This is a genomic window from Legionella bozemanae (genome assembly GCF_900450575.1).
GTDB classification, from domain to species: Bacteria; Pseudomonadota; Gammaproteobacteria; order Legionellales; family Legionellaceae; genus Legionella; species Legionella bozemanae.
The window spans coordinates 1-14,589 of sequence record NZ_UGGY01000002.1 but is presented as its reverse complement, the minus strand read 5'-3'; the positions used below and the strand labels follow the sequence as shown (position 1 = coordinate 14,589).

The following is a 14,589-nucleotide window of genomic DNA, read 5'->3' as shown; positions in this document are numbered from 1 at the left end:
ATATATGACAAAACATACCTTATTAAAAAATTGGAGAGGTTGTCTTTTAATTTCAGTCACTTTATTATGCTCCTGTGTCCACCCTAAGGATGACATCAAAAATGAAACATCAGTTAATAAATCATTTGGTGGATATCGTCCCCATGGACACGGACATGGACATCATTAATTCGTTGATGTGCTTCGAATAGTCACTAGCCCCGGAACTAAAAGCACAATACCCTACACAAATGGACTTACTCCTCTATGGAGTCAAATCCCCTACTCTTCGCTCAATAATCAGTGTCAGATTATTGCAATTTAAACCATACTCCATGAAAAAAAATAGCTGCTAAGATTAAAAGGATGATTAAAAAAGAATAAAAGTGAATGGTTTTCTTCTGTTTTTTGAGAAAAACCAAAACACCTACAAGTACAATACTCAACAACCCTAGCAGTAACCAAGTCCATAGATTCATTTCCATATTTAGTGTTCCTGAACTTTCTTGTTATGTAATTCATGCACATGCTCCCCATTACCACCAAAGCCCCCAGCATACTGACTTTCAGGATGAGCCTCCTTGGGGATTGATTGAGTCGAAGTACAAGACACTAACCCGATTCCCCAAAAGCCAATGCACATCGTCCAAAATAATAACCCGCTTGCAGTTCTTGTTTTCATTTTTATTCCTCAAAAATAGATATCCTGTGATAACTCAATAACATCAAGAGCAGCTACTTCATTTAGTGCGCTTTAGCCGGATTACTGATTCAATCAGCTTTAAGGTATCTTGTGATGTAAAAGGCTTCACACACTGCATTGCCTCCGGTTGTACTTCATCTATGTGACGATTTTTCGTCAATATCACGATAGGCGTTGCTTGATTCAACTCCGAATACTTTTGAATGTGCATAACCAACTCCTGACAATTAAATCCTTGTGTTAAATTCTTATCAATTAAAATCACATCATAACGTCTCATTAAAGCAAGATCCAAACCAGCGTTCGCATCACAGGCCATATCCACCTTATGATTCAATTTCTGCAATTGAGTGCGTATAAGAATTCGTTCGCCCAAGGAATCATCGACTACTAAAAAAAGCAAAGAATCAACCATAAGACACCTCATATCACTTGCTTGAGCCATCGAGTTATTCCTCTTTTCGTTATTCTTAAGCCTCTTGAATTTCCGCATGCCCTTTATGAGAGTTCAAAAGCCGCAATCCATTCGCTACAACGATTAAACTAGCCCCCATATCCGCAAAAACAGCCATCCACAAAGTAGCAATACCTCCAAGGGCTAAAACGAAAAACACGCCTTTTATGGCAATAGATAATGTAATATTTTGTCGAAGAATCCTTGCTGTATTGCGACTCAAATCAATATACAAAGGCAGCATGGATAAATTATCATTCATCAAGGCTACATCGGCTGTTTCCAATGCGGTATCTGTCCCTTTTCCCATTGCAAAACTAATGCTTGCTTTGGCTAAAGCAGGCGCATCATTAATACCATCCCCTACCATTCCTACCGCTTTATATTGTTCTAACAATTGATTAATCGCTTGCAGTTTATCCGTAGGCAATACATTGGCCTTCACCTCATCAATACCTACCTGTTTGGCTATCGCCTGTGCCGTTACTGCATTATCCCCTGTCAGCATCGCTGTTTTTATACCTTGCTCATGAAGCCTTGAAATAGCCCACTGACTGGATTGACGTAACGTATCGGCCACCGCAAACAAAGCAAGTACAGTAGTGTTATTGCTTAAAATAATTGTGGTTTTTCCTTCTTCCTCCAATCGTTTCAGCTCTTTTTCTATTTCAGGATTGCATACGAGATTGTCTTCAGCCAGTTGATGATTCCCTACATAAAACAGTTCCTCTTGCACCAACCCCTTCACGCCACGACCAGGGAGTGCCGCAAACTCATCAATCTCTAATAATTCAGAACGGGGTTGTTCTTGCTCCCAATAGGCTACTAAAGCATGTGCGACAGGATGCTCTGAATGACTATCAAGGCTTGCAGCAATGAGAAGCAACTCGTCTTTTGTTCTACGCTTATCATGAACAATAAAATCAGTCACTACTGGTTTACCTTCAGTTAAGGTTCCAGTTTTATCTAAGGCTATTAATTTTAATTGATGTCCAGTTTCTAAATAACTTCCACCTTTAATTAAAAGTCCATGCTTTGCTGCAGAGGCTAATCCGCTCACCACTGTTACCGGGGTCGAAATAACCAACGCACAAGGGCATGCAATCACTAATAAAGTGAGCGCTTTATAGATCCAGTCATAAAAAGGATAACCAAAAGCCAAAGGTGGGATTAATGCGATAAGAACTGCAATTATCACCATAATTGGCGTATAATATTGAGCAAATACATCGACAAAACGTTGTGTCGGCGCGCGCTCTGCTTGCGCCTGTTCAATGGCCTTACCAATTTTGGCAAGAAGGGTATCTCCCGATGCCTTAGTGACTTTGACCTCAAGTACCCCATACTCATTAAGCGTACCTGCAAAAACCGTATCATCTATCTCTTTACTCACCGGCATGGACTCGCCCGTAATCGGCGCTTGATTAACCGTGCTTTTACCTAAAACAACCACTCCATCTAAAGGAATACGCTCTCCAGGCTTTACTTTAAAAACAGCATCTAAGTGCACTTGCTCAATAGGAGTCGTTTGCCATTGCCCATTATCCTGTTTTACTCGTGCAATTTCCGGTGCGATTTGCATTAAACTGCGAATAGCAAGACGAGCTTTATCTAAAGAATAGCGCTCAATACGTTCAGCCAAGGCAAACAATACCGTCACCATCGCCGCTTCAGGCCATGCACCAATAAATATCGCTCCAATAATGGCAATCAACATTAAACTGTTAATATTCATTGCCTTGGTACGCAACGCCAACCACCCTTTTTTAAAGGTCGGAGGACCGCTTAAGCCAATCGCCAATAAAGCAGGAGCAATAATCCAGACTGAAAATTCCGTATTCAGATAATAGGCCATAATTTCTGAAAACAACGCCAAAATACCCGCTAGTAGAATGATTTTCCAAGAAAAATCAGAGACTGCTTTTTCGCCTTCTTTAGCTAAACGTCGTGTACCTTGGCTGCGAACACTCATGCCTAATGATTCAATGCGCTGCTGCAATGCATCAATGACAGGGAGACGATGATGAATCGTGACCTCTTCCGCAATAAAATTAAATTCCATATGCTCAATTTCAGAAACATCTTGTAACTGTTTTCTAATGAGCTGCTCTTCTGCAGGACAATCAAGCCCAGCCACAAAAAAGGTGGTTGCTGTTAATGGTGTTGTCATAAGGAGCTCCCACATTGGCCACAAAATTTAGCTCCAGCAGGAATGGATGCACCACAACGGCACACTGTATTTTGGATTGCCTGACCACATTGTCCACAAAATCGAGCTCCTGGCTCATTGCGACTTTGACACCGTGTACATATAACTCCCTGTGATTCATTTTGAGACATGTAGTTGTTGTTATGATTTTTTTGCTTATGATGGAAATTACCGTATCCATTTTGATGAGAACTACGATTTTGCCCATGATGCCCATTCAAGTAGTTACCCAGAAAGCGTTTTAAAAGGTTCATGTTAATTCTCCTCATCATCTTCAGCAAAATGGCGCAACATGTCGTCCAAAATACAACGTACATGCGTATCAAAAATACTGTAATAAATATGTTTTCCCTCACGATTGGCACTCAGTAACCGTGCAGAACGTAACAAACTTAAATGATGGCTTGCTAAGGGAACGGAAAGCTTCAATTGTTCTGCTAATTCAGACACGGATTTAGGCCCTTCTTTAAGACATGTGAGTAGAAGTCGCAAGCGATTGGGCTCGCCCATTAAATGCAATGTATCGCTTAAAGTAATCAGTTGATCGTGGGTTAGCATATTGAGTTCAACAGTTAAATAAGTATTTAACTATAAATATAGACAACCTCTTTAAATTGTCAAATCTGTCATCCCTTATCAGTCAAAGTGAATCAACTCAATCGCATTGCTCACTTATTGATTATCCAGAGGGTTTTTCTTTAAGTGATTCTTTGGGCGTCGTTTATGAAACACATAATACAAGCCAGGAAGCACCAATAGTGTTAAAAACGTAGAAGAAATAATTCCCCCGATCACCACCGTCGCCAGCGGTCGTTGCACTTCAGAGCCCGTTCCTGTTGCCAGTGCCATAGGTACAAACCCTAAAGAGGCAACTAAGGCCGTCATGAGTACGGGTCTTAGCCGTGCTAAAGAACCTTGCAATACCGCGTCTTTTAAATAAAATTTTTGCTGTTCATGAAGCTTATTGATAAACGTAATCATCACAAGGCCATTGAGTACTGCCACCCCTGACAAGGCAATAAATCCAACACCTGCCGAAATAGATAAAGGGATACCACGTAGCCACAAAGCAAAAACACCTCCAGTTAAAGCCAGAGGAATGCCTGTAAACACCAGCAATGCATCTCTTACCCTGCCAAAACTCATAAATAGTAATAAGAAAATGCCAAGTAGCGTCACGGGAACTACAATCTGTAATCTTTGGGAGGCAGATTGCAATTGCTCAAACTGCCCACCCCAGTCAATCCAATAACCACTGGGAATTTTAACGTTCTGTTCAATGCGCTGTTTTGCAATAGTCACAAAAGTACTTAAATCACTACCTCGAACATTGGCACTTACCACCACTCTGCGTTTACCCATTTCACGACTGATTTGATTGGGCCCTTCACTTCGCACCATGTTTGCTACTTCACTTAGGGGAATAAAATGTCGCTCACCATCTTTAGATGGAGGAAGTGGTACAAAGACTTCACGCAATACATCGGGATCAGTACGAAAAGACTCAGGTAATCGTACGACGATATCAAAACGCTTATCTCCTTCAAAAAGCTCGCCACCCTTCTTTCCACCGGTAGCAATGACAATGGCATCTTGAACAGTGCCAACTTGCAAACCGTAACGCGCCAAAGTATCGCGATTAATGACTACCGTCCATAGAGGTAATCCGCTCACTTGCTCGATTTTGACATCCGCAGCTCCTGGTACTTTTTTTAGTTGTGCACTGATGTTTTCAGCGACTTCCAATAAAGTATTCATATCATCTCCAAATACTTTGACCGCGACATCACTACGAACTCCGGAAATCAATTCATTAAAACGCATTTGAATGGGTTGGGTAAACTCATAATTATTCCCTGGAATTTGCCGCACTGCATTTTCAATTTCCTGCACCAATTCTTGTTTAGTTTTCTTGGGATTAGGCCAATCCTTGCGTGGTTTTAGCATGATAAAGGTATCTGCTACATTAGGAGGCATTGGATCGGTCGCTACCTCTGCAGTACCCAGTTTGGCAAATACCGCTTTTACCTCTGGAAATTGTTTCACGCGCTGTTCAACCAAATCTTGCATGGCGATGGCTTGGGTTAAGCTTGTCCCAGGAATACGCATGGCATGCATGGCAATATCGCCTTCATCAAGACTTGGAATAAATTCGCCACCCAGATGCGATGCAATGGACAAACTCAACAAAACCAATACAGCTGCAGCCCCTATAACCCAACGCCGCGCATGAAAACAACGTCGCAAAACACGTGCATAGCCCATTGAAAGGTAATGCACTAGCCAATTTTCTTTTTCCTGAACACGTCCTCGCAAAAAAATAGCAATCGCTGCCGGTACAAAAGTAAGCGCAAATAACATTGAGGACATTAGGGCAATAATTACCGTTTCTGCCATAGGCAAAAACATTTTGCCCTCCACACCCGTTAACGTAAGAATGGGAAGATACACCACGGTGATAATAAAAACCCCAAAAATACTGGGGCGAATGACTTCGGTGGTCGCATAAGAAATCACTTTTAAACGTTCTTCCAGTGTTAAAAGTCGTTGGGCGTCATGTTGCTTTTCCCCTAAATGCTTGATGCAATTTTCTACGATAATCACCGCACCATCTACAATCAAACCAAAATCCAGTGCCCCCAAACTCATAAGATTCGCACTGATTTTATGAGTCACCATGCCCGTAATGGTCAGTAACATGGATAAGGGAATGACCATAGCGGTAATCAATGCAGCGCGGATATTTCCTAAAAATAAAAAAAGAATAATACAAACGAGCAGGGCGCCTTCAAGTAAGTTGTTTTTAACCGTATTAATTGTTGCATTAACAAGCAAAGTGCGGTTGTAAACAATAACAGCCTCAACACCCTCAGGAAGCGACTTGTTGATTTCTTTCATCTTCTCAGCAACCCGCTCAGAAACCGTTCTACTGTTTTCGCCCATCAACATGAACACCGTGCCCAAAACCACTTCTTGACCGTTTTCAGTAGCTGCTCCTGTGCGCAACTCTTTACCGAAGGCAACGTCCGCCACATCACGTATTCGTATTGGAGTTCCTTCGAAGCTGGCAATTACGATATTTTCAATATCAGGAATGTTTTTCACTTGTCCGGGGACGCGAATCAGATTTTGTTCTCCGTTGCGTTCAATGTAACCCGCACCCACGTTGGCATTATTACGTTGGAGTGCTTCAACCACATCACTTAAGCTTAAATTATAACGCACTAACTTGGAGGGATCGGGCGTAATATGAAATTGTTTTGCATAACCTCCAATTGTATTCACTTCCGCAACACCCTCCACATTGCGCAATTGTGGCTTAATAATCCAATCTTGAATGGTGCGAAGCCCCGTGGGGTTGTATCGTTGACTTTTAGGTACATTGGGCTTATTTGTCACCGTGTACATGAAAATTTCACCAAGACCTGTAGAAATAGGTCCTAAGGTAGTTTCTGCCTCAGGCGGTAATTTGTCCTTTACTTCTTGTAAGCGCTCATTAATCAATTGTCTTGCAAAATAAATATTAGTTCCGTCTTTAAAAACCACCGTCACCTGCGACAATCCATACCGAGATAACGAGCGGGTGTAGTCGAGATTGGGTAGACCGCTGAGTGCTAATTCAATAGGAAAAGTGATTCGCTGCTCTACTTCAAAAGGCGAGTATCCAGAGGCTGCTGTATTAATTTGCACCTGAACATTGGTAATGTCAGGTACGGCATCAATAGGAAGCTTTTGATAATTATAAACACCAAACGAAGCAATAATCACTGTAAACAACAGAATAAACCAACGATGTTTTAAAGAAAAACGTATTATTTTTTCCAGCATCTCTAATCCTTAGTGCTCATGGCTTGCGCCTTCCTTACCCAGCTCCGCCTTTAGATAAAAGCTGTTTTTAGTTACATAATGCTGGCCTGCATCAAGCCCGGATAGAACCTCAACCCATTGTTTGTCTCGTTGGCCAAGTTCTACAGGTGTCGCTTCAAAATAATCGCCTTGTTGGACAAATACTACGTCTTGGTCGCCCATGCGTTGCAATGCCGTAAGAAGCACCGCTACCGGCACGGTTTTTTCTTTAATAATAATATAACCGTTGACATACATGCCGGGAATCCACAAGCGCTGCTCATTGGGTAAGACTGCACGTGCCAAAGTGGTTTGACTGTCTTCTATCCCAAGAGGTGCGATGTAGGAGATATAACTTGTCGTTTTTGGTTTTCCTTCATCACCAATTACATCAATAGTCATTCCCTTTTTTACTAGCGGAGTTTCTTTGCGATATAAGGTAAAGTCAGCCCATACGTTGGTTAAATTCGCCACATCATAAATGGGTTTATTATTTTGCGCTAGTTCGCCATTGGTTGCATATTTTTGTACTATAGTTCCTGTGATAGGTGCATTTATGTTGTAATTTTGTAAGCTTTCATTGCTTTCAATGGTTGCTAGTAAATCGCCTTTAATCACCTCATCACCTAAGTTTTTATTCATCAGTTTAATAATGCCTGCATAGCGAGCATAGATGGGGGCCATAGTATCGCGATTAGGCGCAATTTTTCCCACTACTTTTAATTGAGTTTTAATGGTTTGGCTTTCTGCTTTTTCGGTTTGTATATTTGCGGCTTGAAGTATGGCAGGAACTAATTTAAGACGTCCCTCATAAGTGTTATATTGCCAGTTGTAGGATTTATCTGAAACCCGTAATTGAAGTGACACATCAAATGAATGAGGCTCTTTAATCACTTGATTGCTTTGTAAAAAATTCTCAACGGGACTAAATGTAATAACCTCCTTCTTTCCATTAAACCGGGTTAGTTCTGCAGTAAGTTGCGATGAATTAGGAGAAATTTTTTTTCCTTCTTGATAAAGATAGGCACGAAAATGGGGTGGCATCCCGCGTTCAAAGAGGAGCAATTCAAGGGCTATATTGTCTTTTTTAAAAAGACGCCCTCCTTGTGGCCCTTTTTCAAACTCTTCTTGAGATTCACTCTGTTGATTATCCTCATCTGTCGCAAATACCACAGAAGTCATTATTGTCGATAAAAAGATAATTAAGAAGAACAAGGAGACACATTTTTTTATAAGTTTCATTTACTTTCCTTTGTCGGATGTAACCCTAAAAGACCAGTCAATTGAATGAGTGTTTTATGAAAATCGGCATGGGCTTGTTGGTAATGGCGCTCTTCTTCGTATAAATTATTTAACGACGTAGATAATTCAACATACGTATACCGCCCCATTTGATACCCATCTTGAGCGAGCTTAATTGACTTGCGCGCTAATGGCAGCAGAGATTTTGTCACCAATTGTGCCTCAAACTTAGTTTGCTGCGCCTGTAAAAAGGCATTGTATGCATTTTGACGTACCTCAAGACGCGTCCCTTGAAACTCATAGGTTGTTTGGGAGTATTGTGCTTCCGCAGTCAAAATCTTCCCCTGATTGCGGTTATAAACAGGTGCATCTGCAAAGACGGACATTACCGCAGCATTACTGTCGTCATCCTCAAAATGCCGACCACCCAATTGAATGTTTAAATCAGGCCATACTGATTTTTTAGCCGCAGTAATGGCGGCGCGCTTAGCTTGCAATTGCAGCTGCATTTGCAGCATTTGCGGGCTTTGCGGTACTTTTTTCAACAACTCAGACCAGTTTAACTCCACATCGGGCAAGCCTTTGTCAACCAAAGGTCTGTCCACACGTAAACCATTACCCAGTAACCGTGCCAATTTTGCCCGTAAGAAGAGCGCATCACGCCCTGCTTTTTGCTCTTGAATACGTGCGTCCCCCAAGCGAATTTGCGCTAAGCGCAAATCAAGCTCCGCACCTACCCCGGCTTTAACTCGTTTATCGATGGCAGTCACAATATCCTGATTCAAGCGAACAAGTTTTTGGGTCACCTGATGCCATTGAACTGCATAAAATGCATCGACATAAGCACCTCCTACAGCCATATACAATGATGCTTTCTGAACATTTATTTGAGCTAGAGATGCTAAATAATCTGCATAGGTTGCTTTTTTCAGATACTTAAGACGACCGCCTAAAGGAATGGGTTGTGTTATAGATGCGGTCGTTTCTGCGGCCTCATAACTTGAATAACTTCCAGACCCGCCAAAATTTTCCGCAGTTAAGGTCAGCTGAGGATTAGGATACAAGCCACTTTGAATAAAGGCACCACGCATAGCTTGTGCTTTATCCATTTCTGCTTGTAATTCAGGGTTATTGCGACAAGCAATATCCAAAGCTTCACGAAAGGTTAAGGGTGCTGCTTGAACCGCCGCCTCCTGAAACAGCACACTTAACAAAATTGTCATTGATATCTTAATGAAAAAACGCATTCCCTTCTGCCACTTGTTCCTAGATGAACTTATTAAGTTTGATATTATATTGATTTATATTTATTCTAGAGATAATCAGTATGCTAACCCTATTTCATAATAACTGATATCATCCATGAAAGTAACTCAAAATCACTTTATGCGAATAACAATTAAATTGATGCTCTTATCGACTCTTTTTACTTACCACACTAAAGACGTAAACAGAGCCATAATGATAGGCATCGCAACGGTAAATCAATCATAAATGCAGCCACTCCTTCTGGCTTCTTACCTTTTGTCCATTAGGTTTATGCTCATCACTAGGAATTTTTGCCAAACTCTTGTTCGGGGGCAATTCCGGCACTCGCTGTCAATTGTCGTGTCTGATAAATTCGCGCGCGCAATTCTTGTGCCATCCACGTAGCGCTTCCTTTGCAATTAGAAGAATCTGTTACATCAAGATAAGCTTCATCCAAGGATAAAGGTTCAATAAGATCGGTATATTCTTCAAATAAAGCTCTAATGTACTGACTTTCGTTTCGATAAACCTCCATGCGTACAGGCCATAAGACGAGGTGGCGACATAATTTTAAGGCTTGAGCTGTGGACATGGCTGAGCGTACTCCAAATGCTCGTGCCGCATAATTACATGTTGCAATAACCCCTCTTCGGTCAGCCGCCCCTCCTACTGCTATTGGTTTATTTGCAAGTTCAGGAAAATCACGCATTTCAATTGCAGCATAAAAACAATCCATATCAATATGAATGATTTTTCTTATCGGATTCATTTCAATTTTTTTGTCCTTTAATTCATTCATGATAGAAACCTTTCAATACAAACGAACTTGGGGAACCTCAGACCACCGCGTGGTATAGGCAGGTGATTTAAGTTCAGCACGCATTGCCCAGGGTTTTGAATATCCTTCAGCCGCGAGTCGAATCGTGCTTCTTCCATACTTTTGATTGATTTGATCAAACACGCACATCAGTTGTTCCGTATGATGTAATTGCTCATCACTTGGCTGATGAAACATGTCCAGCTGACGAGGGTTTTTAGGAATTAAATCTTCAAGACATACCCCTGCTTTTTTATAGTAATACCCTGGTTTAAAAATACGTTGCAGACAACGTTTGGCGATTTTAGTAATTAATCGCAAATCATCGGTTGCATTAACAAAACGAAACTCCATGACCTGAAAGTGTTGTGCCAAATCTTCCCGAAACCGATTGGTATGGACAAAAACAAACATGCGCTGCGCTACCAATTGCTGGTTACGCATTTTTTCAACGGCCCGGGCACAATGGCTACTTACCGATTCGGCAATAGAGGCGTATCGGGTTTGCATCTGCCCAAAACTTTTTGACGACATGATACTTTTTTTTGGTTCAACCTCTTCTAAACCATTACAGGAAACTCCTTGAAGCTCCATGGCCGTACGCATTAACACGACATTAAAACTCTTCTTTAAAAGATGTGTATTGGTCATTGCCAAATCATAGGCAGTATGAATGCCGCGCGCGATTAATTTATTTTCCCATTGCCGCCCTACTCCCCATATATCCCCTACTGCAATTTGCTTTAATAATTGCTCACGGTTTGACGTGATGTTGAATACCGGTATTTTCAAGACCTTTTTACATAAATGATTCGCCACTTTAGCCAAGGTTTTGGTGGCACCAATTCCTATTGAAGTAGGTATCCCTGTATATTGACGCCACATAAGCAAATCGACCACACATGATTTCGTCCATTTAGGAAGTCTTATCAGTATAGCCCCTTAATCCCGATTAATGAGAACAGTCTCGTGAACTACTCATAAAAAGAATTCGTGCGTTTGCTTTTGATTCAGTATTGAAACACAGTTCAAAATAAATTGAGTTAATAGAGGGAAAATTTTTGTTCATTATTTACACAAAAAAATCTTCTTATCAAATGGATGATGCCAATGACCCAACAAGAAAAACCACCAAAGTTATTTTCCTTATCGAGAAGTCATCCTAAGCGATGCATTTTCCTGCCAATTTATAATGTAAGGATTTTCATATCCCTCAATTGCAGCAACGTGCAATGCCCATTGTTTTTCCCAGGAGCTTGGAGGAAATGTTTTATTCCAGACCATAAACAATTGTCTTTGCGATGAGCTTAATGATAATCCATAATGTTCGGCCATAAATAAGCGCGTGCCACAACTCCTTTGGCAGAATCAGGCGGCTCAGCACGCCGCAATTTTTTATCAATTTTCATCGTACATCCCAGATAATCGGGTTGTTCTGGCAACACGCTAAACCGATAGTTCGAACGGGCCTGATTCACCACCCCAACTTCTGGCCATAAGTTATAAAGTTCGGCTTCCACATGGCGAAATTGTTCATCGATTTTTTCACAACATCGTCGCCCTTTATAGGGTTTGCCCTGTTTGTCCTCACACATTGGTTCACGCCAACATGCAAATTGCCGCCCAAAATGTTCGGCAGCCATAATATGCTCCCACTCAATGCGATGTGCTCTTTTGACTGAATCAGCAACTTGCATACCACAACTGGCTAAGTTGACTTCTTTATCTTCATAACGGCATCGGCAATATATGGTTTGTGGGTGTTTCTGAAATAATTGGGCTGCATTTCTTAGATTGTGAAAAAGAGCCTGGAGACTGGGCATAACTTAGAGAGATACAGCACAGTAGAACTAAGAGTCGAAACATAAGATACCATGAAGAAAAAAATAGGTGTCATTATAAAATGGTTCTTTGTTTTTTCTATAGAAAAAGTATCTCGGATAAAGACATCGAATAATAAGTCTCGAATGCATGTACACTCTCAAGTACCCTTCTTTCCTGTTAGAAATATCGGTTCTTAAAATAGGTTAAACATGATTCAGGCTTGCATACACCACAATACCACCTATTTTTTTTGTATTGAGATCCCTCAATAATTGCTTGAATCCTGAATACAGAATATCCCAAGCGTGTTGACCAAATTGCTGCTCAACCTGCTCGCGCTTTTGTTCAAACGAGTGTAATAAAAGCGTATACCAACGAATAAAGTACTCAGTTAGATCAACACTTTCATTAAATCTCCATCCAGTTTCAGAAAGCTGCTGTTTTAATTCGGGTAAATAAATTGGATTAAAACGAGAAGCTGTTTTTGACCATGGAAAGGGGCTTTGAATTGGTGTCGCATCGGGTCTTGAATAATCAAATAAAACGAGCCTCCCATGGGAATCTGAAAGTTGTGATAATTTTTTTAAAGCAATTTCTTGCGATTCAAAACAAAAAAAGGCACTGAAGCTATAGATACATTGAAATGATTTGTGGGCAAGCTTAGTGCTGTTCAAAATATCTTCGCATATAAATTGAACATCAGGATAGCTCGTCTTTGCGCGATCAATAAGATCACTATCGATATCAACGCCTGTAACTGTACCCCATCCTTTTTTTTGTACATAATGAGCAGTTCCACCTAATCCACATCCGACATCAAGTAAGCGTGCTTCACTGTTTTTAGCGATAGGTGACAAAGAAAGCTCGATTGCCTCAGTTTCTCCAGGATGTGCAAAATCGCCCTCTCTTAGCATTGCTAATATCTGTTTCGTATATTCCATTTTGCAACCCCACTGTTATCCCACAGAGTTATCAACAGAAAATGTGAATAACTCTTGTATTTGATCTTAAATAATTCAATTTACTATTTTTTAGTATACTCATGCACAAAGTTTTGTATTAGTCAAAAGATGTTGCTGCTCACTTTCTTGCTCAATAAGCATTTGTTGATGCCATAGATATTCCAATTCAAGTCTTAAGCTCTGAATCTGTTCTCGAATCTTGAATATAACTTCTTCATTAGATTGTTGATAAATACTTTGAGTCAATTTATCAATTAAGCAGCTTTTTTCATACATTTGAGATTCAATTTGAATCAACCGATCGTCTTTATCATCATGGTTCATACTATAGATAAGATTGATTTCCTCATCTTTTTCTTGTTGCCAGTGTTGTTCAAGTAATTCATGTTTGTCTTTAAAATTCTGCCCCAAATAGAAATGCTTATAAAAACCTTTAGGGGTTCGCCATTGATTGCGCCGAATCATTTTGGAAAGAATATTATTTCGGTGTTTAAAACACGCAACATTAGGTAAATAAAAATCGATATTTAATAGGGCAAATAAGTATTCGGCTGCCAGTTGTTTGGGGGATGAAAATTGTTTCTTGTGTTCAAAGGTTAAATTGAAAAAAGTTCCCAAAAGCAGTTTTTTTACTTCATCAGGGATTTCTTCTTTGATTTCTGAGTAAAGTAAATTCTGAATTGTTTCGAATTGCTGGCTTAATCTTTGTAATGTTGGTTTATCCACAGAACAAATTAACTTTTTAAAAATAATATTATTAATAGAAAAAGAAGAATAAAGATCACTTATATATAATCCCCTCATTTTGAGGGGATCGATTCCCTCATTTATATCAAAATTATTACATTCTGAAATTAGATTACCCTTCTCTTCATTACATTTCTGATAAGAATCGTTTTGATCGTTGTGGATATGTGTTGTATTAATCTGGGGTGACCCTGTAACAGGATCAGAAGATTTAATCAGAGCAAGTAGTTTTTCAGTAATATGAATGTATGTTCCCTTCTTGACTTCAAATCCACCTTGTTCTTTGGTTCGGCTGTAAAGAGCTTGCCGGCGTTCAATAAACCCCTCCTCATGTAATTCCTTGATATATCGCTCGAGCGTGCTTTTAGGAATTCCTGTGTCCTCTACGATTTGAGCATAGGGTTTCATAAACCAGACTCGATCGGAGTTTTTTAATTTGTAAGTGCTAGATTGCCAGCCGAGAAGTATATAATCTACTAACTGTGCTTTTCTAGCAGATGGAATCACTTTCATGAGATTTTTAAATCTCACATGAAAAATTGAGCAAAGGTTCCCCAT

At 40.3% G+C, this 14,589-nt stretch carries 14 protein-coding genes and 2 pseudogenes; 1 reads left to right on the top strand and 15 read right to left on the bottom strand.

From position 1 onward, the window contains the following. The first annotated feature begins 4 nt into the window (after positions 1-4). Positions 5-169, top strand: a complete 165-nt coding sequence (locus DY223_RS19160; RefSeq protein WP_154669256.1) for a hypothetical protein — start codon at positions 5-7, stop codon at positions 167-169. Positions 170-290: 121 nt separating this feature from the next. Here the strand turns inward: DY223_RS19160 and DY223_RS19285 are convergent, their stop codons facing one another. The 15 genes and pseudogenes from DY223_RS19285 to DY223_RS16915 all read right to left on the bottom strand — a co-directional run. Further along, positions 291-464 (bottom strand): hypothetical protein, encoded by a 174-nt coding sequence (locus DY223_RS19285; RefSeq protein ID WP_165483289.1) that lies wholly within the window; start codon positions 462-464, stop codon positions 291-293. Between the two features lie 2 nt (positions 465-466). Continuing rightward, positions 467-661, bottom strand: coding sequence for a hypothetical protein (locus tag DY223_RS16975; protein WP_058461044.1), 195 nt, complete (start codon positions 659-661; stop codon positions 467-469). A 58-nt stretch (positions 662-719) separates the two neighbouring features. Next, positions 720-1,127: a response regulator gene (locus DY223_RS16970; protein WP_235810605.1), complete on the bottom strand. Its 408-nt coding sequence runs from the start codon at positions 1,125-1,127 to the stop codon at positions 720-722. Positions 1,128-1,152: 25 nt separating this feature from the next. Then, positions 1,153-3,306 carry a heavy metal translocating P-type ATPase gene (locus tag DY223_RS16965; protein ID WP_115684370.1) on the bottom strand — a complete coding sequence of 718 codons (2,154 nt, stop codon included), beginning with the start codon at positions 3,304-3,306 and terminating at the stop codon, positions 1,153-1,155. Next, positions 3,303-3,599: a zinc ribbon domain-containing protein gene (locus DY223_RS16960; protein ID WP_058461043.1), complete on the bottom strand. Its 297-nt coding sequence runs from the start codon at positions 3,597-3,599 to the stop codon at positions 3,303-3,305. The genes DY223_RS16965 and DY223_RS16960 overlap by 4 nt, the downstream gene beginning before the upstream one ends. Before the next feature lies 1 nt (position 3,600). After that, positions 3,601-3,903, bottom strand: coding sequence for an ArsR/SmtB family transcription factor (locus DY223_RS16955; RefSeq protein WP_058461042.1), 303 nt, complete (start codon positions 3,901-3,903; stop codon positions 3,601-3,603). A 114-nt stretch (positions 3,904-4,017) separates the two neighbouring features. Next, positions 4,018-7,173, bottom strand: a complete 3,156-nt coding sequence (locus DY223_RS16950) for a CusA/CzcA family heavy metal efflux RND transporter (RefSeq protein WP_058461040.1) — start codon at positions 7,171-7,173, stop codon at positions 4,018-4,020. A 9-nt stretch (positions 7,174-7,182) separates the two neighbouring features. Further along, complete coding sequence (locus DY223_RS16945; RefSeq protein WP_231294692.1) at positions 7,183-8,373, bottom strand: efflux RND transporter periplasmic adaptor subunit; 1,191 nt, start codon at positions 8,371-8,373, stop codon at positions 7,183-7,185. 56 nt (positions 8,374-8,429) lie between these two features. Further along, entirely contained in the window at positions 8,430-9,656 is a 1,227-nt protein-coding gene (locus DY223_RS16940) for a TolC family protein (RefSeq protein WP_420812531.1), read from the bottom strand. A 242-nt stretch (positions 9,657-9,898) separates the two neighbouring features. Then, positions 9,899-10,450: pseudogene (dinB, locus tag DY223_RS16935) on the bottom strand (DNA polymerase IV); the annotation flags it as partial. Positions 10,451-10,492: 42 nt separating this feature from the next. Then, positions 10,493-11,374, bottom strand: a pseudogene (locus tag DY223_RS16930) (DUF4113 domain-containing protein); the annotation flags it as partial. 270 nt (positions 11,375-11,644) lie between these two features. Next, positions 11,645-11,782, bottom strand: coding sequence for a hypothetical protein (locus tag DY223_RS19570; RefSeq protein WP_259293216.1), 138 nt, complete (start codon positions 11,780-11,782; stop codon positions 11,645-11,647). Between the two features lie 23 nt (positions 11,783-11,805). Further along, a complete protein-coding gene (locus DY223_RS16925; RefSeq protein ID WP_235810542.1) occupies positions 11,806-12,321 on the bottom strand; it encodes an endonuclease in 516 nt (171 codons plus the stop codon). A gap of 204 nt (positions 12,322-12,525) precedes the next feature. Next, positions 12,526-13,263 carry a class I SAM-dependent methyltransferase gene (locus tag DY223_RS16920; protein WP_115684368.1) on the bottom strand — a complete coding sequence of 246 codons (738 nt, stop codon included), beginning with the start codon at positions 13,261-13,263 and terminating at the stop codon, positions 12,526-12,528. 99 nt (positions 13,264-13,362) lie between these two features. After that, the coding region (locus DY223_RS16915; RefSeq protein ID WP_058460975.1) for a helix-turn-helix domain-containing protein at positions 13,363-14,589 on the bottom strand (1,227 nt) is incomplete at its 5' end.